Origin of the sequence: Collinsella aerofaciens (assembly GCF_018785265.1) — a bacterium.
Lineage (GTDB): Bacteria > Actinomycetota > Coriobacteriia > Coriobacteriales > Coriobacteriaceae > Collinsella > Collinsella aerofaciens_AI.
Genome location: NZ_WQPK01000024.1, coordinates 48,047 through 72,208, shown reverse-complemented (window position 1 = coordinate 72,208; position 24,162 = coordinate 48,047). Strand labels below are relative to the sequence as shown.

Here is a 24,162-nt window from a genome sequence, read left to right as displayed (position 1 = left end):
GTTTGCTTAGTTGTCGCTGGGACTACTTAGCCTTGCTGCGACGATGGAAGAAAGCGCCGATCGCGGCGATGATGGCGCCAAGACCACCGACGGCCGCGACGGTCGCCGCCGTCTGGTCGCCGGTATTGGGGATCGCCGAACCGCTCTTCTTGCTGCCCTGGGCCTTGTCGCCTGCGGGCTTGCCCGCCTGGTTGCCGCCGTTTGAGCCATTGCCGGAACCCTGGTTGCCGGAATCGGCATCCTTGAGGCTCTCAATGGCCAGCTTGAGCTGGTCATAGGCCGCCTGGAGCTGGATGTCGGAAGCATTCTCATCACCCAAGACGTCCTCGGCGTAGGTAATGGCATCCGTCAGGGCCTTGACGGACTCGTCCGTCTTGCCCCTGGTGTCAGTCTCCTTCGCCTGCTTGACCAAGGCCTTGAGCTGCTTCTTGGTCGGGTTCTCGACCGGGGTCACCGGAGTCTTCTCAAGCGCGTCGCGAGCACTCTCGAGTGCCTTGAGTGCCTGGTCGACCTCGTCCTGCGTGGCGTTCTCGTCGTTCAGGATGGCGCGGGCGCTCGCCAAGGCGTTCTGGAACGCGGTCCAGGAAGCCTCGGTGTAGTCGCTGGCCTTAAGGTCGCCGGCTGCAACCTCGGCATCAACCTTTTCAATCGCGGCAGTGAGGTCGTCCTTCGCCACCGGATTGGGAACGGCCGTACCGTAGAACTTGAGCTCCGCCATGCTGCAGTAGGCGTCAACGCTGCCACCGCCGGCGTGGAGCACCTTGACGGTCACGTAGCGACCGCGCGCGGCACCAAAGCTCATCTGCTTCCAGTCGCCACGGTCGGTGAGCACGCGGCCGTCGTTGTCGAAGGTAAACGTACCCATCGACGTGGCGGTGCCCATCTCATAACCGTCGGCGGTGTCGGAAACCAGCACCTCGGCCTCAAAGATATCGCCGTTCGTGCCGCCGTCCTGGCGCGGCAGGAACGTGACGTCGGTGAGATCGTAGTCGCGGCCCAGGTCGACGGTCAGGTACTGGGGCATACCGGCCTTATAGGCCCAGTCGCTGTGCCAGAGCGTCTGCTCATCGCCGTCAAGAGCGTTGACGGCGTTGCTGCCCTCATAGTCGGCCTCGCTCGAGAAGCCGGTCACCTTGACGTTCTCGCGGTTCTCGGGCGTGTTGATGAGGCTCTTCTCATCGACGGGGCGCATCTTGAGGCCGTCGATTGCCTTCTCGATCTTGGCCGTGGCGTCTGCGACATCCTTCTTGCTATAGCTGCCCTGGCCGCCATCGAGGAGCTTCTGAGCCGCCTCGACCGCAGCGGTGAGGGCTGCATAGGAATCCTTGGTGTAGACGGACTCGCTGTAGCCCGCGGCCTTGGAAAGCGCTGCCATGAGCGCAGAGGTGTCGACACCAGCCTTGACCTCGACCTCATAGGATGCGGTCTTGGAGGGATCGAGCACCGACGCCACCGTGATCGTTGCCTTGCCGGCCTTGTTGGCGCGCAGGTAGTAGCTCACGCTATCGCCGGCCTGGACAGCGGAGACGCTCACCACAGAAGGATCGGAGCTCTCGACCGTCACATAGGGGTAGCCGGCGCTCTCGGGCGTGGCCTTGGCGTCGACGAGCGTCACATCGCCCTCGAAGAACTCGGTCTGGTTCTTGCCCAGTTCGACACCCTCGATGGCCTCGACACCCTGTGTGTAGTTGAAGTTGATCTCGCGCAGCGTGAGCATCTGGTCACCCGATGCCTCAAGCGGCGTGATCTCGACCTTGGTCGCCTTCTTGCCCTTGTTCTCGGCAGAGAGGCCAAAGGCGTAGCGAGCCTGATAGGAATCAAAGCTTCCGCCCGAGAACTCCTGGGTCGAGCCGTCCTCGAACGTCACGACGGACTTAATCTTCTGCACGGTGCCGTTGCCACCGTTGCGGTTAACGACCTCGACGCTATCGAGTTTCGACGGCGTCTTGAAGGCGAACGTCATCGTGGCGGGCAGCTTGACGTAGGTCGGCATCTTGCCGTCGATCCAGTTGGGCCCATAGTTCCACAGGAACTCGAAGTCGTTGCCGCCCTCATTGTTGTCGAACAGTCCGTCATAGCTCTTCTGCTGGATGAGCTTCTCGACGTTGGTGCCGTCGTCGGTGGGGAGCTCGTCGTTGGTCATCGTGATGTCAAAGGCGTCGCGGCCGTACTCGGACTTGGTGGGCTGCGGGACACCGGGCATCGTCACGGTGCCATCACTCACGAACTCGAGCGCGTCGCACGCCGGGCCGACGAGCCAAGACGTCGAGGGCAGCTCGACCTTGCCGGCCGTCTTAGCCTTGAGTTTAAAGCTCGCGACCACACCAGTACTGTTGAAGAGCTTGGCGTCGCCGCGGTTGGCGAAGGCCAGGTTGATGGTCTGGTGGCCATCCGTGAACTGCACTTTCTCGCGCGAGAGGTTCTCCATGCCCGCCGTCGACGCATCCTGCGCGATGCTCTCGGAGACATACTCGAACTGGTCGCTGTTGAAGTTGACGAGCGCACCGAGCGCGTTGACGTTCTCGGCGTCGGTGGCGTAGACGTCGACCGTGATCTCGTCGCCGGCCTCGACCTCCATCTTGCTCGGGATCACCGCGAGGGTGCCAGCAGCCTTGCCCTTTTGCTTGGTGCCGCCGTCGAGCGCCGCCATGGTGAAGGAGTAGTCGTACACGTCGTAGACGCCGTTGCCGTTGAGGTCGGCGAAGTGGGCGCGGATCTGGGAGTCAAACGTCGAGGTGTCGGGCTCGCGGTTCTCAAGACCCAGGTAATTCTTCATGTTGGAGTAGTCGCCGTCGGAGACCGTGGCCTTGTTGAGGTTGGAGCCTACGGCGAAGCCGTCCGTGCCGTCGGTCTTGTAGATGGCGATCTCGGAGGCGGAGAAGAAGTTGCCCACGGACGCGAGCGGCGTCATACGCACGTAGCGCGCGGCCACGGCGCCGTCGAACGCCACCGTCTTGCAAGCGGCGGAGCGCTCCCAGTCGACCTCCTGCGTCGTCCAATGCACGCCGTCGAGGCTCGTCTCGATGCGCATCTTGGTCACAGTGCCGTTACCGGCATCATCGCGCGGATAGTACTCGAGCTTGTCGAGCTTGTAAGCGCGACCGTAGTCAACGGTAAGCGCCTTGCCCAGATCGTTGCCACCGGAGTGGAAACCGCCGTCGCCCGACTGGAACTCATGGTCGAAGGCGAGTTCGGCCTTATGGCTACCGTAGAGCGAGCCCTCCCAAGTGATTTCCTCGGCCTCAGGCACGTTCCGCCACGGGTCGAGCGCAGAGTTCGCCTCAAGCACGTCGCTCCATGCGGAGTAGCCATCGGCGTTGCGCGAACGAATCTGGTAGGTATGCTTGCTGTTGTAGGCAAGATCGGTATGCGTGAATTCTGCCGCATCGCCCACGGCGAACACAGTGCCGTCTACCTTAAGGTCGTAGGAGGTAGCACCATCGACCTTCCCCCAGGTGAGCTTAATGCTCGTGGGGGTCGTGGCGTCCTCGGGGGCAGCAAGGTTCGCGGGTGCGGAGAGGCTCTCGTTGAAGCGGTCGGCCGCGAGCGTGGCATCGGCGTTCACGAAATCGCCCAGTTCGAGCGTCTGCGCTGCCGTGGCGACATCGGTCTTCGCGAACTTGACGTAGACCTTGGGATTCGTGGTGATCTTGGTGTTGTTGAAGCTCTCGCCCTGCTCGGCCTCGGTGCTGCCTGCGTCGCTACCGTAGTGGTTGAGGTTGGGGGTCTCGTTGTAGAAGTAGACCGCCTGGCCGGCCTCGGGGGTCGCGGCGTCAAAGGCCTCCTGCGAGTCGACCTCAACCACGTTGAGCGCGGATCCGCCGTTCTTGGCGGAGACGCTCGTGGGCTTGGCGGAGACGTTGGCCACAAAGGTCGTGGTGCGGTTGGAGTCGTAGCCGCTGTAGCCGCCCTGCGAGGCCTCGGCGGTAAAGGTCGCGGTGCCGCCTGCGGCCTCGGATCTGTAGACGGTGCTCACATGCTCACCGTAGGAGATATTGTCGATCGTACCGTAGGAATCGTCCTCAGTCGTGTTGTTCTCGATGGAGGAGCCGTCGTCCTCGTACTGCGTAAAGGTGCCGTCGCCCTCGGTGGCGAAGAATTCGACGATACGCTGGCTGCGGTCGGTACCCTTGGTGTTGGTGTCGCTCACGGCCTCGGGGTTGTTGTTCTCGGCGTACATCGGCACGATAGCGTTGGCCTTCACAAACAGCGGCAGCTTCCAAAGCGGAGCCTCGTAGTTGTTGAGAACCTGGCCGCCGCGATACTGCTTACCCGAGAAGTAGTCGATCCAGATGGTGGGATTCTCGTCGGTGCCGTAGTTGGGGAGGTAAATCCCATTGCGAATGTCGTTGCCGTTCTCATCTGCCTGGGTATCCTGATACACCGGTGCCACTAGGAAGTTCTCACCGAACATATACTGGTACTGCGTCGAAGTGCTTGCGGCGTACTCGGAGTTGTCGGAAAGCAGCATGGCGCGGATCATGGGCAGGCCGGCATCGCCGTTACCCGTGTCGATGTTGGCCGCCGAGGCCGCGCTCGTGTAGATATAGGGCATGAGCTGCGCCTTGAGCTTGAGGTAGAAGCGCGAGATGCCTGTGTAGGGATCGCCGTGCGTCATGGGCGATTTGCGGTAGGTGCCCCAACCGTCCATATCGAGCATAGAGGGCGTGAACGTCTTCCACTGGTAGTCACGCGCAGAGATGATGGGGTCGCCGCCAAAGATGCCATCCATGTCGGAGCCGATGTTGGGGTTGCCCGAAAGACTCTGACCGATATACGTGGGGATATGGAAGCGAATGTACTCCCAGTTACCGCCATACTGGTCGCCGGTCCAAATGCCGCCAAAGCGCTGCGTGCCAGCCCAGCCATCGAGCGTGATGATGTTGGGGCGCTTGTTGGCGCCGGTCGTCACCGTGTCATAAGCTGTCTTGATGCCATTAAGACCAAAGGAGTAGCCAGATCCAACCCAGGCGACGTCGGTCTTAAGGGTAGAGATGCCTCCCGTCTTGACCTCGGCGTCGAAGTCGCGAAGCAGGTGCCACGGGGTCTCGGAGTTGCTGTCGGGCTCAAGGTTGGACTGGGTCCACAAGCCCGTGCTCACACCCTTGGAGTTGGCATACTCGGTGAACTTCTTAAGGTTGTCGACATTGGCACGCACAGCGTTAAGACGGTCAGCCGAGCTCGTTCCGTCGGAGTTGACGCCGCCGGTCTTGTAGTAACCGTTCTGGCCATAGCCGGCGCCGTAGCCGTCGTTCGGCAGGAACCAACCGAGCGGCATGTCGTTGTCCTCGTAGTCATCGATAACCTGCCGAGCAGAGAACTGGCGGTCGAAATCGGTCGCTTTCATGTTCTCGGTATCAACCGAAGGGCCCTCACCGTTGAGCGTCTCGGCCGCAAGTGTGCCGTCGAGCTTGTAGCCCGTCGACATGCCAGACTCGTACTTAACGTCGCCCTTCTCGCTCGAGGACTTGCTGCCCTTGGTCTCCCACTTCTTTTGACCCGAGGTCGTTGACCAGCCATCACGGTTGTAGGCATTAAGATGACCAAGGTAGAACCCGTACTCGGGCAGCAGTACCGGGTTACCGGTCACCTTGTAGTAGTCCTGCAGCATCTCGGTTGCCACGTTCGAAGCGCCCTCGTTGGTCGCCACGAAGTAGTAGGCATCAAACTCATTCTCGCTGTGCAAAGTCGTGACCGTCGATGAGTCCGTGGAACCGAAGTCGTAGGAACCCTCTGCAAACGTGTTTCGGAGTACGCCGTAGCCGTCACTCGTCCAATAAAACGGGTTGGGCGAGGCAACGCCGCCATCGGTCCAGTTGTTCGTGTTGGAGATGGCGATGGTCTGGTTGGTGTGCAGGAAGCGTCCGTTCTGGGTGCCGCCGCCAAAGAAGTTCTCGGACTTCTCCTTGGCGAGCGTCTGGACGGTACCCTTCTTATCAAGGTCGAGGGACGCGGACTCGGAAACCACGACACGGTCGCCTGACTTGATACTCATCTTGCCAGTCGCCTTGTCCAGGATCACGGTCGCCTTTCCGCCGGTGATCTCGATAGTGTCGCCCTTGTCGGCAACCGTCGCGCTCGGCTTGCTGTAGGTGTCCGAGGTATCGGGCTGAGCCTGGATTTTAGCCGTGTGGGACTTACTGCGCGGCGTGGCGTAATCGGAAAACTCACCCTTGGGGTCGACGTTATAACGGAAAATACCGTCCTCGAGGAACGTAATACGGCCCTTGATGCCGTCAGCGAAATCGATGTCGACGACATTCGAGGCAGACTGGGACACGGTCGCCGAGTCGACGCCCTTGAGTGGCGTGGCAATCGCCTGCTGGGGATTGGCAAACACGAGCGTCGCTGCAGTGGCAACGAGGACCGCACTTCCCTTCACCCACCGTTTCGTAAAAATGGAATTCCTGCGCACCTGGTCTCCTTTCTTCCGAGATGCTAAGGCGCCGAGGACGCCCCCCCCCGGCAGCATGAGAAAACGTATCAAACGGGGATGTTCGGTACATTCCGCACAATGGGGCCACCCGTTACCAAGGGGCCAACTGGTAGTAACCAGATAGCCACCTACTAGGTCATATCAATATATGGGAGCACTTGCGCATCCAAGTTCGGAATTCTCCCAGCGACAGTAAAATGAGCGTCAACGGCAAGGTGGGCTTAATAAGCCATACCAATTGGTTCTTCAGTCAAATACCAATCTAGCAAAAATGTACTGTTTATCTGGTATTACACAGACCATACCTTTCCCTCGGGAACTGGGCTTCGCGAAGTTTCCCGAGAGAAAAGCTCGACCGCCGTCCTGCGACCTACCGGAGATTGCTATGACGTACGTTGGCTGATTTGGTTTGGAATGAGAGGTTGACGGAGGGTGGTGGACAGTTAGTTCAGATTTGTATTTTTTGGCCGGGTCCTTACGTGCAAACGTATCGTTTTGAAGCCGTTTTAGACCCAATGACGCCCTTTTCTCATTCCTGACTGCGCATCCTTGTCGCATCAGACCGCCAAGAACGGCTCATTTGAGCTCAAATCGGCCTTTTCCACCCTCACAAAAATACAAATCTGAACTAACTGTCCAGCGGCACTCTCAGCCAGCCACAAAAAGGTCCTCCGGTGAATGCAATTCACCGGAGGACCCCATACAAAACGTGGGCTCTGCCCACACTCTCTTTTTTATCCAGCCCTAGTCATCGCGCAAAGCCCCTTCGGCAGCACACGGTGCAGCCGAGTCACCGCAGGCCGGGGCGGAGGGGGCCGAGTTTCCCACTGAGCGACTCTGCTTGCAGCCGGGGCGAAGGGGGAAACTCGGCCCCCTCCGCCCCGGCCGGACAGGTCAATCTACACCGTGTGCTGCGGCAGGTCCTGCAGGGCGATGACGTCCATGCCCATGTCGTTGGCGCTGCCGTGACCCTGCTGGTCCTCGCGCACCGCCTCGATGGCACTCACGTACGTGTTGGCAGCGGACATCGCCGTCACGCAGGTCACGCCACGACGGACGGCCTCGGTGCGTAGCAGGTAGCCATCGCCACGCGAGCCCGGGCCGTACGGCGTATTGATGATTACCGCAATCTTGCCATCGGCGATGAGGTCACCAATGTTGGGACGCTCGCCGTCGTGCGGGCCGCTAATCTTTTCCACGACCTCGCACGTCACGTTGCCGCCGCGCAGCACGCGCGCCGTACCCTCGGTGGAGCAGATATCAAAGCCCAGGTAGCGCAGGATACGGGCGACCGAAAGGATATGACGCTTGTCGCGGTCGCACACGCTGATGAACACCTTGCCGCAACTCGGATCGGGCAGTTTGTAGTCGATCGCCAGCTGCGTCTTGGCATATGCCTCGGGATAGCTCTTGGCGATACCCATGACCTCGCCCGTCGACTTCATCTCGGGCCCCAGGATAACGTCGGCACCGGGGAAACGACCCCAGGGCATAACGGCTTCCTTCATGCAGAACCAGTCCAGCTGACGCTCGTCGCTCGGCAGGCCCAGGCTGGCAATGGAATCGCCTGCCATGATACGCGCCGCGCACTTGGCCAGCGGCACGCCGGTGGCCTTGGAGATGAACGGTACGGTACGACTGGCACGCGGGTTGGCCTCAATCACGTAAACGGTCTCGCCCTTGATGGCATATTGCACGTTGACCAGGCCGCGTACGCCCAGCGCCATCGCGATGCGGCGCGTGGTCTCGCGAAGCTTTGCCTGCAGGCTCTCGCTAAAGCTGAACGGCGGGATGCACGTCGCGGAGTCGCCGGAGTGAATACCGGCCTCCTCGATATGCTCCAGAATACCGCCGATGTAGACCTCTTCGCCGTCGCACAGGGCGTCGACATCGGACTCGATCGCACCCTCCAGGAAGCGGTCCAGGTACACCGGGTAGTCGGGGCTAATGCGCGCAGCCTCGGCCATGTAATCGCGCAGATGCTCGGCATCGTAGGCGATCATCATGCCGCGGCCGCCCAGCACGTAGCTCGGACGCACCAGCAGCGGGTAGCCGATGTGCGCGGCAACGGCCTCGGCCTCCTCAAACGAGGTGGCCTGGCCCGCCGGCGGGTACATGATGCCCAGCTTGTCGAGCAGAGCGGCGAAGCGCTCGCGGTCCTCGGCAAAGTCGATGGCATCGGGCTTGGTGCCCATGATGTTCACGCCGCTCTCCTCGAGCATGCGCGCCAGCTTAAGCGGGGTCTGGCCGCCAAGCGTCACCACGACGCCATCGGGGCGCTCAACGTCGATAACGTCCATGACGTCCTCGTAGGTGAGCGGCTCAAAGTACAGGCGGTCGGACGTGTCGTAGTCGGTCGAAACGGTCTCGGGGTTGCAGTTGACCATGATGGTCTCGAAGCCGCGGGCCGCCAGCGCATAGCTCGCGTGCACGCAGCAGTAATCGAACTCGATACCCTGGCCAATGCGGTTGGGGCCGGCGCCCAGGATCATCGCCTTGGGCTTGTCCGCCGGCGTGGTCTCGTCGGGAGCCACGCACTTCTTGGCATCCGGGCTCGTGCGGTAGATGTTCTCGTACGTCTTGTAGTGGTACTCCGTGGCGCTCGAGAACTCCGCAGCGCAGGTATCGACCGTCTTCATGCTGGGAACCACGCCCAGACCCTTGCGATAGGCGCGCACAAAGCGCTCGTCCGAGCCGGTCAGCGCGGCAATCTCGGCATCGCTCGTGCCGTACTGCTTGAGCAGGCGCATCGCGTCGGCGTCGATATCCTCCACACGCAGGTCGCGGATGCTCTCCTGGACCTGCACCATATCGTTGATACGGTTGAGGTACCACGGATCGATACCGCAGATGGCATGGATGCGAGCGATGTCCCAGCCACGGCGTAGGGCCTCGACCACAAAGAAGATGCGATGCTCGGTCGGGGTTGCCACGGCCTGAGCAAGCTCGTCGTCGCTCAGCTTATCGGCACCCTCTTTGCCACCGGCGCAAATGCCCTGGTGGCCATCCTCCAGCGAGCGCATAGCCTTGCCAAAGGCCTCCTCAAAGGTGCGGCCGATCGCCATAATCTCGCCCACGGCCTTCATGCGCGTGGTGAGTGTGGGGTCGGTACCCTTGAACTTCTCGAAGGCAAAGCGCGGCACCTTGACCACACAGTAGTCGATTGTGGGCTCAAAGCAGGCGGGCGTAGCCTTGGTGATGTCGTTGACGATCTCGTCGAGCGTATAGCCCACGGCCAGGCGCGCGGCGGCCTTGGCAATGGGGAAACCCGTGGCCTTGGAGGCCAGCGCGGACGAACGGCTCACGCGCGGGTTCATCTCGATGACGATCAGGCGGCCGGTGTTGGGGTTCACGGCAAACTGTACGTTGGAGCCACCGGTCTCGACACCGATTTTCTCCAAGATGGCGAGCGAGGCCACGCGCATGCGCTGATACTCAAGGTCGGAGAGCGTCTGCGCCGGCGCCACAGTGATGGAGTCGCCGGTGTGCACGCCCATGGGGTCGAGATTCTCGATGGAGCACACGATGATGCCGTTGCCGGCGTGATCACGCATGACCTCCATCTCATACTCTTTCCAGCCCTCGATGGACTCCTCGACCAACACCTCGTGGGCGGGCGAGAGTTCCAGGCCCTGGCTCACGATGGAGACGAGCTCCTCGTGGGTGTGAGCGATGCCGCCACCGGCGCCGCCGAGGGTAAAGCTCGGGCGCAGTACGCAGGGATAGCCCACGCGCTCGGCGATAGCCTCGGCGTCGGCCACGCTGTAGGCGTAGCCCGAGCGCGCGACCTCCAGGCCAATCTCGGCCATGGCCTCGTTAAAGAGCTTGCGGTCCTCTCCGCGCTCGATGGCGGCCAGGTCGCAGCCGATCATCTCGACGCCGTACTTGTCGAGCGTACCGTCTTTCGCCAGCTCGACGGCGGCGTTCAGACCGGTCTGGCCGCCCAGCGTGGGCAGCAGCGCGTCCGGGCGCTCTTTCTTGATTACGCGCTCGATAAACTCGGCGGTGATGGGCTCGACATAGGTGCGGTCGGCAAGACCCGGGTCGGTCATGATGGTCGCCGGGTTGGAGTTGACCAGGATGACCTCAAAGCCATCCTCCTTGAGCACCTTGCAGGCCTGGGCGCCGGAGTAGTCGAACTCACAGGCCTGGCCAATGACAATGGGGCCCGAACCAATAACGAGGATGCGCTTGATGTCAGTACGTTTCGGCATGTTTAAAACCTCCTAGAGAGGCTGACTCAATGTTTTGGAAAAGTCAGCGAGGGTGCAGCTGGTGCATCAGGTTGCCGTGATGCGAGGGCGCGCTGGGCTTATGCCCGCGCGTCCGAAGCAGAGCGGCAAGATGATGTGCCAGATGCAGCCGCAGCGTCGACCGGTCCGCCGTTCGGTAGAACGGCGGAACCATCGTCGGCAAAGTTCCAGCCGGCAAGGCGGTCCTTCGCGGTGTCGATGTCCAGGTAGTTCTCCTCGCCGTCCATGAGTCGCGTAAAGGCGGTAAAGAGATAGTGGGCATCGGTGGGGCCAGGCGAGGCCTCGGGGTGGTACTGGACCGAGAAGCACGGTGCGTCGAGCAGCTGGATGCCCTCGGCGGTGCCGTCGTTGAGGTTCACGTGCGTCAGGCGAATGCGACCAAAGCGCTCGTTCATCACGACCGGCGCGATTCCGCGGCGCACCCAGACGCGCAGATCTCCATCGGCCGCATGCTCGGTCTCGCCGCCGGAAAGCTCGGGGACAAGCTTGCCCAAGCTGGGGAACAGCAGGCCAAAGCCATGGTTTTGCGCGGTGATCTCCACACGGCGGCTTACCAGGTTCATAACCGGCTGGTTGCCACCGCGGTGACCGAACTTAAGCTTTTCCATCTGGGCGCCGCAGGCCAGGCTGATCATCTGGTGACCAAGACAAATACCAAAGACCGGCACCTTGCCGATCAGCTGCTGCACCTGCTCGTAGGTCTCCACCACGGCGTCGGGGTCGCCGGGGCCATTGGACAAAAAGACGCCGTCGGGATTCATGTCGAGCACCTCACTCGCGGGCGTGTCCCACGGCACGACGGTAAGGTCGCAGCCGGCGCGGACCAGCCCCTCCAGAATGCCGCGCTTCACACCGCAGTCGTAGGCGACCACGTTGTGACGGGCAGGAGCGGCAGCCGCAAGTGCAAAGTCATGCGTGGCAGGCAGGTCGGCAGCCACAAACTCATGAGGCGCGGGGCAACTTACGGTCTTGACCAGGTTCTCGCCTACCAGCGTGGGCGCTGCGGCCAGACGCTCGGCAAGCTCGTCGACGTCGAAGATCTCGGTCGAGATAATGCCCATCTTGGAACCATTGTCGCGCAGGTGGCGTACCAGAGCGCGGGTGTCGACGCCCTCGATAGCGACGATGCCGTGGGCGCGCAGATACTCCGGCACGCTGACGGCCGAGCGCCAGTTAGAAGGCGTGGCGCACATGTCGCGAACGATCATGCCGCGCATAGCCGGAGCGCTCGCAGGGCGCACGGCGTCGCCGGGGAAGGCCGACTGGACGTCGGTCTCGTCGATACCGTAGTTGCCAATCTGCGGATAGGTCATGGTTACGATTTGGCCGGCATAACTCGGGTCGGTCATGACCTCAAAGTAGCCCTCGAGCGAGGTATTGAAGCAGGCTTCGCCGGTCGCGGTGCCCTCAGCGCCGCATGCACGTCCATAAAAAATGGTCCCATCCTCAAGATACAGGATGCAGGGACCGCAGGTGCCCTTGCTGGTTTTGGCCAGCATACGCTGGCAAAGCTCGCTGGGCGCGAAGGTGCGGGCGGCAGCGCCCGCGGTATGGTTGTTCGCCATAATTCTCCTTCCCGGTCTCACAGGACCGGCTTAAAGGTGTGTAGTTAGGCCTCGCGGTATTGTAACCGCAAGCATGCCTCATGGCGTTAATTTCATCGAAATGTTTACGAAATGATAATTATGACTTTCTATGCATAATGATTTTTCTGGGACGGGGATTAAAAAATCATTCTGAGAGCAGGGCTTTGTCGCCAACTGCATACACAACAGAATGATTATTTAATCCCCGTCCCAGAAAAATCATCCCGCGTGGGCCTGTAACTCACGCGGGATGATGGCGTCTTATTTGTCCTGCTCCAGCAGATCGGACGGCGTGCGGTCGGGCTTGCCACCGCGGAAGATCTCGCGGCCATGCAGACGATGCTCCAGGTCACGTTCGGCCTTTTCCTCGTCAATCTTGGTCTGGCTCACCGACGGATCCTCAATCAGCGACGACACCGAGTTCACCTGCTTTTGAATGCGCTCGGCAATCGTGTCGTCCATGCTCACGATATGCATCTTCCAGTCGATGTTCGTAGCGGTCGATGAGCTCTTGGTCCACACGAACGTCAGAATGGCGCTCTGATGGCCCCGTGCGGGAAACATGCCAAAGAAAGAGTCGTGCTGGATCTTGCTGTCCTCGTCGATATAGGCGTGCACGTTATACACCACGCGGTCGATCTTATCGTTGAGCAACGCGTTGGTCGCAAGCGCCGCAGCCTGAATCTGCCCGTTGGACAGCAGCTCGAGCTCGTTGGCAGATGATGTGTCCAACACCGTTACCTCGACCGTGCCCGTACGTTCATCGGCTTCATCGACGGTAAAGTCGAGCGGGAACTGCGTAAAGCCGTTGCCCCACTCGAGTCCACCCTTGAGTGCTGTAGAAACGGTATCGACCGAAACGCTCTCGGACAGATTGGCGGTATTCAGACGGCGCATCACGCCGTAGCCAATCTGCATGCCCACGATCAGCACCAAGATGCCGATAACCACGACCATGGCAGTCTTCGTAATGGTATGGCTCACCTGCGAGCCCGAAGGATCGTCCTCGGACAGTGGGTCGATATGTTTTGCCTGGCTCGCGCGATCCTCGCTGCGCAGCCGCGCCAGCGTCGCCTTGTCACCGCGCTTGACGGCAGCCTCTTTCTCGCGCATGCGCTCGGTACGCTTTTTGGCGAGCGTAGGATCCAAGACGCCGGATGCATCGATTTCGGAGAATAACTCCGTCACTTCTTCCGGAGTCAAAGGGTTCTTGTCAGCCATAAACTTCCTGTCGTATCAATCAGTCGAGCTCGTGCGCACGCGCACCTTCGAACTGCATTCGATAGTAACGGGCATAGGTGCCGCCACGGGCGAGAAGCTCCTCGTGCGTGCCACGTTCCACAACGCGACCATGCTCAACGGTCGCAATCTCGTCAGCATGCTTAATAGTCGAGAGACGGTGGGCGATGATAATCGTGGTGCGGCCGCGCGCCAGCTCTTCGAGCGACTCCTGTACCGCTTCCTCGCTCTCGTTATCCAGAGCACTCGTCGCCTCATCCAAAATAAGGATCTTGGGATTCTTGAGAAACACGCGCGCAATGGCGACACGCTGCTTTTGACCACCCGAAAGACGGCTGCCGCGCTCGCCCACCACGGTGTCGTAGCCTTGCGGAAGCGACTCGATAAAGGTATCGATATTGGCGCGGCGGGCCGCCTCGGCGATCCCTTCTGCCGTGGCGCCCGACTTGCCGTAGGCGATGTTCTCGCCAATCGTACCGTCAAACAGATAGACATCCTGCTGCACCAGGCCAATGGCGCGGCGCAGACTCTGTTGCGTCACGTCGCGCACGTCCTGGCCGTCGATGCTGATGGATCCGTCCGCCACGTCGTAAAAGCGCGGCAGCAGCGAACAAGTCGTAGACTTGCCGCCGCCCGAGGGGCCAACCAGGGCAATGGTCTGTCCGGGCTTGATGGACAGATTCATATGGTCGATAACAGGGCGTCCGTCGGCGCCGCCCTCGCCCAACTCAACATCCTCGTAGCTAAAGCACACGTCGCTATATTCAACCGCGCCTGCCGTCACCTGCAGGTCCGCGGCATCCGGCTTATCCTGGATATCCGGGGCGGTCGAAAGCACCTCGTCCATGCGCTTAAAGCCGGCGATGGCCTTCTGATACGTTTCGGCCGAATTGACGAGCGTCTCGAGCGGCGTGCAGAACAGCGAAATATAGAGCGCGAAGGTCGCCATATCGACCGCCTGCAGCTGCCCCTGGGCGACCAGCCAGCCGCCCAGCAGCACCACGATCACGTACAGCACGCCCGAGAGCAGGCCATACGTCGCAGTATAGATGCCCATGGCATGATACATATTCTCCTTGGACGAAAGATAGCGGTCGTTAGAGGCTCGGAACTTGGAGCGCTCAGCTTCCTCGTTCGCAAAACTCTTGACCACGCGCATGCCAGCCAGCGAATCCTGCAGCTGAGCATTAATACCGCTGATCTTTTTGCGGTTGTCGCTAAAGACCTCGCGCATGCGCATGTTCTGCCAAAACATGATGACCGCAAACACCGCCGTCACCACGGCCATGGCAAGCGCCAGCACCGGAGCGATGGTAAAGAGGATCACAAACGAGCCGATAATCTCGATACCGCAGATGATTATCCACTCGGGCACGTGGTGTGCCGCCTCGCAGATATCGAACAGGTCGTTGACCACGCGGCTCATCATGTCACCCGAGCTGTTGCGATCGAAGTACGCAAAGCTAAAGCGCTCGTACTGATCGAACAGGTCCTCGCGCATCTTGGACTCCATGCGCGCGCCCATCACGTGGCCCCAGTAACTCACAAAGTAGCGACAGGCGCAACGGATGGCATACATCAGCACCAGACCAACCGCGATCATACCGAGCGCCTGCATAATAGCAGCCTGACCCTGGGTAAAGAGCCCACCAGTCAGATTGCGCAGAATAATAGGAAACGCCAGGTCGATGGCGGCAAGCACCAGGGCGCAAACAGTATCGGCAACAAAAAGCCCCATCTGGGGCTCGTAATACGAAAGAAACCTCTTCAGCATGTGATCCTCAAAGAAATATCAGCAATGTAAGGCCCTGGGACAAAGCAATCAGTACCACTTGTCCCAGGGCTATCCCCACTCGTTAAAGATCGGCTCCGCCCAAGCGGTGCGCGATGCTATCGCAGGCCAAGGCGCCCACGACGGTCTTGGCATCTTCGATCTTGCCGTCGAGCACGGCGTCAATCAGCTCGTGCAGCGGCACCAGATCAACGTTGACAAACTCATCATCATCGGGGTTGGGTGCATCGAACTCGAGCTTGGTGGCCAGGTAGATGTGAATGATCTCATCACAGAAGCCGCAGGACGTGACAATCGACGTCAAAAAGCGAATGCGACCAGCCCTAAAGCCCGTCTCCTCGTGCAGCTCGCGCTTGGCGCAATCGAGCGGGTCCTCGCCTGGATCGAGCTTGCCGGCGGGAATCTCGACCGTCACGCGGTCGATGGCGGTGCGGTACTGACGCACCAGTACGATCTTGCCGCTCTCGGTCAGTGCCACAACGGCCGCCGCACCCGGATGGCGAACGATATCGCGGGCGGAGCGGTGACCATTGGGCAGTTCAACCTCAAGACGGTGGACGTCGAGGATCTTGCCCTTCCAGGCGCACTCCTCCGAAAGAATCTTCTCGTGCAGCTCGGCATCGTGCGGGTCGTCGTCGCCCAGCACCAGCGCCGGCTCGTCAGCGACCTCGCCACCAGGCTCGCCCTCGGCGTGCCCATACATGCGGCTGTCCTCTTCGACGATCTGCGCATCCACGAGCTCTTCGTTCTTCTCGTCCATCCGTCTCATTCCTCTCGGACTTTAGGCATCCCAGGCGTCGCGGCCACGCAGCGCGCGCAGACCGATGTCATGACGCAGGGTCTTGCCCTCAAAATCAATCTTCTCGCAGGCCTCGTAGGCAAGGTTGCGAGCGTTCTCGAACGTGTCGCCCAGCGCGGTCACGGCAAGCACGCGGCCACCGTTGGTCACGAGTTGACCGTCCACCACGGCGGTGCCGGCATGGTACACGGTCACGTTCTCCATGGCCTCGGCGTCGGCGATGCCGGTGATGACTTTGCCCTTCTCGTAGCTGCCGGGGTAGCCCGCGCTCGTCAGGACAACAGCCACGGCCCACTCGTCACGCCAGTCGAGTTCAATCTGATCGAGCTCGCAGTTGGCACAAGCCAGCATGACCTCGACCAGGTCGTTCTTGAGGCGCGGCAGCACGACCTGCGTCTCGGGGTCGCCAAAGCGGGCGTTGAACTCCAGCACCTTGGGGCCGGCGGGGGTAAGCATAAAGCCGCCGTACAGGCAGCCGCGGTAGTCGATGCCCTCGGCGGCGAGCTCGGCCACGGTCTGCTCCATGACCTTCACCATGGTGGCGTGCTCCTCGTCGGTCACGATGGGCACCGGGCTATAGACGCCCATACCACCGGTGTTGGGGCCCTTGTCGCCCTCGAGTGCACGCTTGTGATCCTGCGAGGTGGCCATAGGACGCACGGTCTTGCCGTCGGTAAAGGCCAGCAGCGAGCACTCGGGGCCAACCAGCATTTCCTCAATGACAACGGTGTTGCCGGCATCGCCAAAGGTGCCGCCAAAACACTCACGCACGGCTTCCTCGGCCTGCGCAAGCTCAGTCGCCACGATAACGCCCTTGCCTGCAGCCAGGCCGTCAGCCTTCACGACCAGTGGGGCGCCCTGCTCGCGCACATAGGCGAGGGCCGAAGCCTCGTCAGTAAACGAGCCGTAGGCGGCCGTCGGAATGCCGGCACGCTCCATGAGCTGCTTGGAGAACAGCTTAGAGCCCTCCATCTGGGCGCCCTCGGCACCCGGGCCAAAGCAGGGAATACCCGCCGCGCGCACGGCGTCGGCCACGCCTGCCACGAGCGGAGCCTCGGGGCCAATTACCACGAGTCCGCATCCGTGGCTCTGGGCAAACGCCGCCACGGCCGCAGGATCACAATCGTCGAGAACCACGTTCTCGCCGCAGCTCGCGGTGCCGCCGTTACCCGGTGCAATGTAGAGCTTGCCGGCGCGCGGTGATGCTGCGAGCTTTGCTGCCAGAGCATGCTCGCGGCCGCCGCTGCCCAACAACAGGATGTCGATGGTTTGAGTGTCCGCCTTCAAGGGTGCCTCCTCTATGGATGAACGGCCCGCCAACCATGCGGACCCATTACAAAGCAAATATACCCCTCGGCCGCCCGCCTGGGCTGCAAAGGGGTATATCGCAATAACCGAATAGTGCCGATTACTTCCAGAATCGGTTGATGATCTGCTCGCGACCGGCGCCGACGCCAATGAACGTCACGCGGGTGTGTGCCAGATCCTCGATAAATGCCACGTAGTCCTGAGCCTCCTGCGGCAGCTCCTCAAAGCTGCGGCAACCGGTGATGTCGCACTTCCAGCCCGGGAGCTCCTCGTAGATGGGCTTGGCGTGCTCAAAACGAACCTGATGCTCGGGCACGCTCGTGTAACGCTCGCCGTCGACGTCGTAGGCAACGCACACCTTGATGGTATCGAAGGCCGAAAGCACGTCGAGCTTGGTCATGGCGATATCAGTGAGGCCGTTAACACGCGAGGCGTAGTTGGCGATGGGGCCATCGAACCAGCCGCAGCGACGACGGCGACCGGTGGTCACGCCGTACTCATAGCCTTCCTCGGTCAGCGTATGGCCGGCCTCGGACTCATAGGAAAGCTCAGTGGGCATGGGGCCCGAACCGACGCGGGTGATATAGGCCTTCATGACGCCCAGCACGCGGTCGACATTCTTCATACCAACGCCGGAGCCGGTGATGGCGCCGCCGGCGGTGCAGTTGGAAGACGTCACGTACGGATAGGTGCCGTGGTCGATGTCGAGCAGCGTCGCCTGGGCGCCCTCGAACAGCAGGTCCTTGCCCTCGTCGATCATGTTGTTGAGCAGCAGGCTCGTCTCGGTGATGTAGGGGCGCAGGCGCTCGGCCATGGGCAGGTACTCGTCGCAGATCTGGTCCACGGTGTAGGTGGGCAGGTGGTAGATGAGCTCCAGCTCGGGATTCACGCGGGCAAGAGCGGTCTCCAGCTTGTCGCGGAACAGCGCCTCGTCCAGCATGTCCTGCATGCGCAGGCCGATGCGGGCCATCTTGTCCTGGTAGCACGGACCGATGCCGCGCTTGGTAGTACCAATGTTCTTCTTGCCGAGCTTCTGCTCAAAAGCACCATCCAGATCGATGTGGTACGGCATGATAATGTGCGCGTTGCCACTGATCTTGAGGTTCTTGGTGGTGATGCCGTCGGCCTCGAACATGTCAATCTCCTCAAGGACAACCTTGGGGTTGACGACGCAGCCGTTACCGATCACCGACATATGGTCGGAATACATGATGCCGGAGGGCACCTGGTGCAGGCCGTACTTCTTGCCGTTGACGACGATGGTGTGGCCGGCGTTATTACCGCCCGAATAGCGCACGACGGCATCGAAGTCGCCGGCGACCAGGTCGCAGATCTTACCCTTGCCCTCATCGCCCCACTGGGCACCGACCAAAACGGTTGACGGCATGTTTACTCCTTACATTCATGGACTGTCTACGCGCCACGCCGGCACGCAGAAGCACAAAACATTCCCAGTATACCCGTGCAACGGGCGCCTGTCCTACTCCTCGGTATGCGCCCCATCAAGCTCATAGAACTTGGTGGATGCCGGCAGGAACATCAGGTCGACGTCACCGATCGGGCCCGAACGGTTCTTGGCCACGACGATACGCGTAACGCCCTCGTCGGGTCGATCGTCACGCGAGGCCTCGGCCTCATCAGCGGAGCGATCCAAGAACATAACGATGTCGGCGTCCTGCTCGATGGAGCCCGATTCACGCAGGTCGGACAGCTGCGGGCGCTTGCCGGTACGGGACTCAACCTGACGCGACAGCTGCGATAGCGCGATTAACGGAATCTTGAGCTCCTTGGCCATGATCTTTAAACCACGCGACATCTCGGAGACCTCGACGGTACGGCTCTCGGAGCGACGTCCCGGCGGAGGACTCACCAGCTGCAGGTAGTCCAGGATAATGATGGCCTTCTCCTTGTTGTGGAGCATGCGGCGGCTCTTGGCGCGAATCTCGGTCACCGTGGTGCCGGGCGTATCGTCAATCAGAATGTCGAGCTTAGACAAGGTCTGCGTGGCCTCGTTGATATTGGCCCACTGTTCGGGACTAATGCGGCCCGTACGGAAGTCGCTGATTGAAATCATGGCGTAGGCGCAAATCAGGCGCTGGGCAATTTCCTTGCCCGACATCTCCAGCGAAAAGAAGCCGACGGTATAGCCCGCAGCGGCGGCGTTGAGCGCTAGGTTCAGAGCGAACGACGTCTTACCCACGGCAGGGCGGGCGCCGATAATGATGAGCTGGCCCTCGCGGAAACCCATAAGCATGCGGTCGAGCGACGGGAAGCCGGTGGGCACGCCAGCGGCCTGTCCGCCGGCCTTACACACTTCCTCGGCCTCGTTATAGGCCTCGACCATAAACTCGGTCAGTGTCTTATAGCTCGACTTGACCTCGCGCGCCGTGACCTTGAGCAGCTTGCTCTCGGCCAGCTCCACGACCTCTTTGGTGTCGGTAGGGGCGTTGTAGGCCAGCGCGTTGATCTCGTTGGTGGCACCGATCAGCTCGCGCAGCATCGAGTCGCGACGGACGATGGCGGCATGGTGCTGCCAGTTCACGAGCGACAGGGTCTGACCCATCAGCTCCAAAATGTAGGCCTCGCCGCCCACGGCATCAAGCTTGTTAATGCTGCGCAGGTAATCGATCAGCGAGATAGAGTCGATGGGAATGCGGCTGTTGTACATATCGACCATCGCGGTGTAGATGGTCTTATGAATGGGCCGGTAGAAGTCATCGGGCTGCAGCTCGACCTGGGCCTCCTCGACCACCTCGGGCGACAGCAGCATGGCGGCCAGTACGTTGGCCTCTGCATCTTGGTTTTGAGGGAGACCCAATTTGGAACCGCGGTCCTCAACCGTCAGCCCCATCTCCCTTTCGTCATATGCCATGAGCATCCTCATTCATATCGCTTGCGAGCATCCATAGTATCAGCCACGGTCCCAAAACGGGCCGCGCCCCGGCAATCATCACCGAACGAAACGGATGAACGGTCCCGTATATAGGACTTCGACGCACCGTTCACCATGACACTCACTCAGCGCAAAAAACAAAAGGGCGCCCTGGTCTCCCAGAGCGCCCTTCTTAGAACAAGATTGTTGCGTTGCAGCAAATGCTACTCGGCAGCAGCCTCAGTCTCGACCTCGGCGGTCTCGGCCTCGGCGACCTCAGCGGCCTCCTCAGCCTCAGCCTCGGCAGCGAGCTCCTCGGCGGTAACGCCAACGAGAACGACAACCTCGGCCTTGATCTCGCGGTACAGCGAGATGGCAACGGTGTGGGCACCGGCAACCTTGATGGGCTTACCGAGCTCGACGCGCTTGCGGTCGATGTCCATACCGAGCTGAGCCTTGATGGCGTCAGCGATCATAGCGGCGGTAACGGAGCCAAAGAGGATGCCCTCGTCGCCGACCTTGACGTCAACGGTGACCGTCTTGCCCTCGAAGGCAGCCTTGGTCTCGTTGGCGGTAGCCAGACGGACGGCCTCGCGCTTGGCGATGTTGTTGCGACGCTCGTCAAGCTGCTTGAGGTTGCCCTTGGTGGCGGCAACAGCGAGCTTCTTGGGGAACAGGAAGTTCTCAGCGTAACCCTGAGCGACCTCTACGACGTCACCCTCGCCGCCCTTGCCCTTGATCTCATCGAGAAGAATAACCTTCATGATGTGTCTCCCTTCTTAGCCGCGGTCGCGGTTGCCACGAGAGGAAACCACGGGGACGGTGTACGGCAGGAGAGCCATCTCGCGGGCGCGCTTGATGGCGTTGGCGATGTCATGCTGATGCTGCGTGCAAGCGCCAGTGACGCGACGGGGCTTGATCTTGCCACGGTCGGTCATGTACTTACGGAGAAGCTGAGTGTCCTTATAGTCGATGAACTCAGTGTTCTCCTTGCAGAACTGGCAGTACTTACGACGCGGCTGACGTGCAGAAAAATCATTAGCCATGTCAAAATACCTTTCGTTTGGCAACTTCGGCGAACCGAAGCCGCCTCTCACTCAAAAATAGGTGAACAGCCCTTAAAACGGGATGTCCTCATCGTAGACGTCGACCGCGGGCGGCGTAGCCACCGGTGCGGCAGGACGCGGTGCGGGCGCTGCAGGGGCTGCGGGGGCGTAACCGCCCTGATCGTAGCCACCCTGGCCACCGCGGGAGCTCATAAACTCGATCTCATCGACGATGACCTCAAGCTTGCTCCGGCGCTGGCCGTCGCGCTCCCAAGAGCTGTAGCGCAGCTTGCCCTCGATCGCGACCTTGTTTCCCTTTGCCAGGAAACGGCTCACGGCCTCGGCGCGGGTGCCGAACATAGTGCAGTCGACAAAGTTGGGATAGTCCTCCCACTCGCCAGTCTGCGCGTTGCGGCGACGATCGTTCACGGCGACGCCAAAAGACAGAACCTGGGTTCCGCCGGCGGTGGCGCGCAGCTCGGGATCGCGGGTGAGGTTACCGGTGATGTTCACTCGATTGATGCTCATAACTCACTACTTCCTCTTGGGGCACAAGCCCAGTCCAAAACGACAGTCTTACTCCTGGTCGTCGCGACGGACGATCATGTGGCGGACCACAGCGTCGGTGATGCGCAGGACGCGATCAAGCTCGGCGATCTGGGTAGGATCTGCGTGGAAGTTGATGAGGGTGTAGTCACCATCGGTGAGGTCGTTGATCTCGTAGGCGAGCTTGCGCTTGCCCCACTCGTCAACGGAGTCGACCTTGCCAGCGCCCTCAGCGATCGTGGTATCGATACGCTTCATAACAGCGAGACGAGTCTCGGGGTCGAGCGACGGGTCAACAAAGAACAGCAGTTCATAAGCCTTCATATTGTCACCTCCTCTGGGCAAATGTGGCTTCAGGTCGTGAAGGTGCGCCTGAAGCAGGAAAAGACTTGGTAATAATATCTTTCAACCTCCCAAGCCGCAAGAATATGCAGCTACAACCTCATGACCTCCACATATGCCCATGCTCGCACCACGTTTCATGCGCATTCCAACCAAATGCCGACCAAGAGCTTGACGGATTTGTGAACAAGATACGGTGCCGCGGGGACAAGCTGAGCCAAGCCGCAGGTCAACGGGCACAAGGCTGTGGTCGCAAAATGCATACCAGTGGTCCACAGTACCACCCATAGATTTTTAAATTCATTGCCAAGTCGCTTATGAATACCCCTTTTGAACAATTGAGTTAATCAACCACGCTGGTCGGAAGCCGTTTTTTGGCACCTCAAACCCCACTGCAACGCCAGGCGCGGCCAAGCGTTTTAAAAAATGCCAACTTTTCTGTTTGCACTTTGCGATTCCTCGTGTATACTGACTTTCGCATTTAACGGAGAGTTGTCCGAGTGGCCGAAGGAGCACGATTGGAAATCGTGTAGGCGTCAAAAGCGTCTCCAGGGTTCAAATCCCTGACTCTCCGCCAGTTAATTCCAAAGCAGGCCTTCGAGCCTGCTTTGTTTTTACCCCACGCGGAGGGGTGGCAGAGTGGTTGAATGCGGCGGTCTCGAAAACCGTTTGGCCTGTATAAGGTCACGAGGGTTCGAATCCCTCCTCCTCCGCCATTTAGATTGAGAGAGCTCCCGAGAATGGGAGCTTTTTTGTTATCGAAATACGTCTCGATCCCACGCTTCCCCAAACATGTACGTCACCCTCCAAAACCGACATTTTTCGACATCTTTGAAGGCTGACGTACACGTTTGGATTGAGTTCACGGGAGTGGCACTATTCGGAAGGTGCCTCTTCGTCTCGCATGCCCTTCCAGTTGCGAATAAGCGCCTTGCGTAGTTCGTTTTGCTCTCGCTGGTACCCGGTGTCGGTACAGCGAGGCATGCCGAGTGCTTCGCGAATGTTGTTCATGGCGCGGTGAAAGGCGAGCTGGCTGCCGAACTGAGCCGAAGTGAGCGTAACGATTCGATATCCCATTTGGGAGAGAACGGCCTCTCGCTCCGCATCTGCTCCCTTGCGCTCGAACTCATCGTGAAAACCGCCCTTATATTCGATACCGAGCTCCCTGCGCTTATAGGTAATGAGGGCATCGATTTTGAGTGTTCGGGCTTTTGTGCAATGCCAGAGACGTTGAGGGATCTCGAGCGGTTTGTTGAGTTCGATACCTCGGATACCAACGCCGCCTTCGCTTGTTGGGAGCGAGAGGGCAATTGCCGAAGCGGTCTCCATAGGCGAGGCCGAGTGATCGTAGATGTGCCTGAGCGCGAGCCGTGCACGTGTGGCACCGGGTTTGCCGGGGTGCCGATCGAGCAGTTTGGTTATTTCATCCTTGGAGGTAGTGGCTGGTTGCCCGGTATAAGGGTCGGCGGGATTGAGCCTCATGCGATAATCGCCGCAAACTTCATAGCCATATTCGAGATATTCGATCCTATCCATCCACTCGGCAGCGAGCACAAAGGTGAAGGCTTCGTCGGTGATGAAGATTCCGGGCGTCAACTCGTTAATATGCTCGTAGGGAAGATTTTGTCCAAGAATGTGACAAACGACGCCTTTGGTACGAATTCGCTCGAATTCGAATACAACCGCGATATCGATAGTCTTAAGCATATCGGACGGAATGCCGCAGTCGGTAAGAGCCTGTCGTATGCGCGCAACACGTTGCTGGGTTGAGATGCCTTGTGCGCCTATCTGGTAGTCGTGCCGCGCAAGAGACTGAACCAAATTCTGGGGTGCATGATGGACAAGCCATGCGGTTTTATGCGAAATGAGAACAGGGGTATCCATTAAGGGCCTCTCGCTCTGAGCCGGTATCCAACTCTTATGTCCGTTGAAGTGGGGAAATA

At 60.2% G+C, this 24,162-nt stretch carries 14 protein-coding genes and 2 tRNA genes; 2 read left to right on the top strand and 14 right to left on the bottom strand.

Annotation, left to right across the window (positions count from 1 at the left end; translation table 11 throughout):
- Positions 1–22 precede the first annotated feature (22 nt).
- The 13 genes from GPK42_RS04680 to rpsF all read right to left on the bottom strand — a co-directional run bounded on the left by GPK42_RS04680 (position 23) and on the right by rpsF (position 22,201).
- A complete protein-coding gene (locus tag GPK42_RS04680; RefSeq protein ID WP_215693853.1) occupies positions 23–6,415 on the bottom strand; it encodes a discoidin domain-containing protein in 6,393 nt (2,130 codons plus the stop codon).
- Between the two features lie 920 nt (positions 6,416–7,335).
- Entirely contained in the window at positions 7,336–10,650 is a 3,315-nt protein-coding gene (gene carB / locus GPK42_RS04675; protein ID WP_215693851.1) for a carbamoyl-phosphate synthase large subunit, read from the bottom strand.
- A gap of 98 nt (positions 10,651–10,748) precedes the next feature.
- On the bottom strand, positions 10,749–12,254 hold the full coding sequence (gene carA, locus GPK42_RS04670) for a glutamine-hydrolyzing carbamoyl-phosphate synthase small subunit (RefSeq protein ID WP_252200108.1): 1,506 nt from the start codon (positions 12,252–12,254) through the stop codon (positions 10,749–10,751).
- 282 nt (positions 12,255–12,536) lie between these two features.
- Entirely contained in the window at positions 12,537–13,496 is a 960-nt protein-coding gene (locus GPK42_RS04665; RefSeq protein ID WP_215693849.1) for a hypothetical protein, read from the bottom strand.
- A 19-nt stretch (positions 13,497–13,515) separates the two neighbouring features.
- On the bottom strand, positions 13,516–15,288 hold the full coding sequence (locus GPK42_RS04660) for an ABC transporter ATP-binding protein (protein ID WP_215693847.1): 1,773 nt from the start codon (positions 15,286–15,288) through the stop codon (positions 13,516–13,518).
- Positions 15,289–15,370: 82 nt separating this feature from the next.
- Positions 15,371–16,066, bottom strand: a complete 696-nt coding sequence (locus tag GPK42_RS04655; protein WP_215693845.1) for an NUDIX domain-containing protein — start codon at positions 16,064–16,066, stop codon at positions 15,371–15,373.
- A 21-nt stretch (positions 16,067–16,087) separates the two neighbouring features.
- Positions 16,088–17,392 carry a phosphoribosylamine--glycine ligase gene (purD, locus tag GPK42_RS04650; protein WP_215693843.1) on the bottom strand — a complete coding sequence of 435 codons (1,305 nt, stop codon included), beginning with the start codon at positions 17,390–17,392 and terminating at the stop codon, positions 16,088–16,090.
- A 121-nt stretch (positions 17,393–17,513) separates the two neighbouring features.
- Entirely contained in the window at positions 17,514–18,800 is a 1,287-nt protein-coding gene (locus GPK42_RS04645) for an adenylosuccinate synthase (protein WP_215693841.1), read from the bottom strand.
- A gap of 93 nt (positions 18,801–18,893) precedes the next feature.
- Complete coding sequence (dnaB, locus tag GPK42_RS04640) at positions 18,894–20,291, bottom strand: replicative DNA helicase (protein WP_172677996.1); 1,398 nt, start codon at positions 20,289–20,291, stop codon at positions 18,894–18,896.
- Between the two features lie 218 nt (positions 20,292–20,509).
- Positions 20,510–21,049 (bottom strand): 50S ribosomal protein L9, encoded by a 540-nt coding sequence (rplI, locus tag GPK42_RS04635; protein WP_055310293.1) that lies wholly within the window; start codon positions 21,047–21,049, stop codon positions 20,510–20,512.
- A gap of 15 nt (positions 21,050–21,064) precedes the next feature.
- Positions 21,065–21,331 (bottom strand): 30S ribosomal protein S18, encoded by a 267-nt coding sequence (gene rpsR / locus GPK42_RS04630; RefSeq protein ID WP_006235829.1) that lies wholly within the window; start codon positions 21,329–21,331, stop codon positions 21,065–21,067.
- Positions 21,332–21,403: 72 nt separating this feature from the next.
- Positions 21,404–21,859, bottom strand: a complete 456-nt coding sequence (locus tag GPK42_RS04625; RefSeq protein WP_215693839.1) for a single-stranded DNA-binding protein — start codon at positions 21,857–21,859, stop codon at positions 21,404–21,406.
- Positions 21,860–21,907: 48 nt separating this feature from the next.
- Positions 21,908–22,201, bottom strand: a complete 294-nt coding sequence (rpsF, locus tag GPK42_RS04620; protein WP_006235831.1) for a 30S ribosomal protein S6 — start codon at positions 22,199–22,201, stop codon at positions 21,908–21,910.
- A gap of 504 nt (positions 22,202–22,705) precedes the next feature.
- Between rpsF and GPK42_RS04615 the strand changes: the two genes are divergently transcribed.
- Positions 22,706–22,796, top strand: a tRNA-Ser gene (locus GPK42_RS04615).
- 48 nt (positions 22,797–22,844) lie between these two features.
- Positions 22,845–22,935 (top strand) — tRNA-Ser (locus GPK42_RS04610).
- Between the two features lie 160 nt (positions 22,936–23,095).
- On the opposite strand, the gene GPK42_RS04605 is transcribed toward GPK42_RS04610, so the two are convergent.
- Positions 23,096–24,103 carry an endonuclease domain-containing protein gene (locus GPK42_RS04605; protein WP_215693837.1) on the bottom strand — a complete coding sequence of 336 codons (1,008 nt, stop codon included), beginning with the start codon at positions 24,101–24,103 and terminating at the stop codon, positions 23,096–23,098.
- Positions 24,104–24,162: the final 59 nt, after the last annotated feature.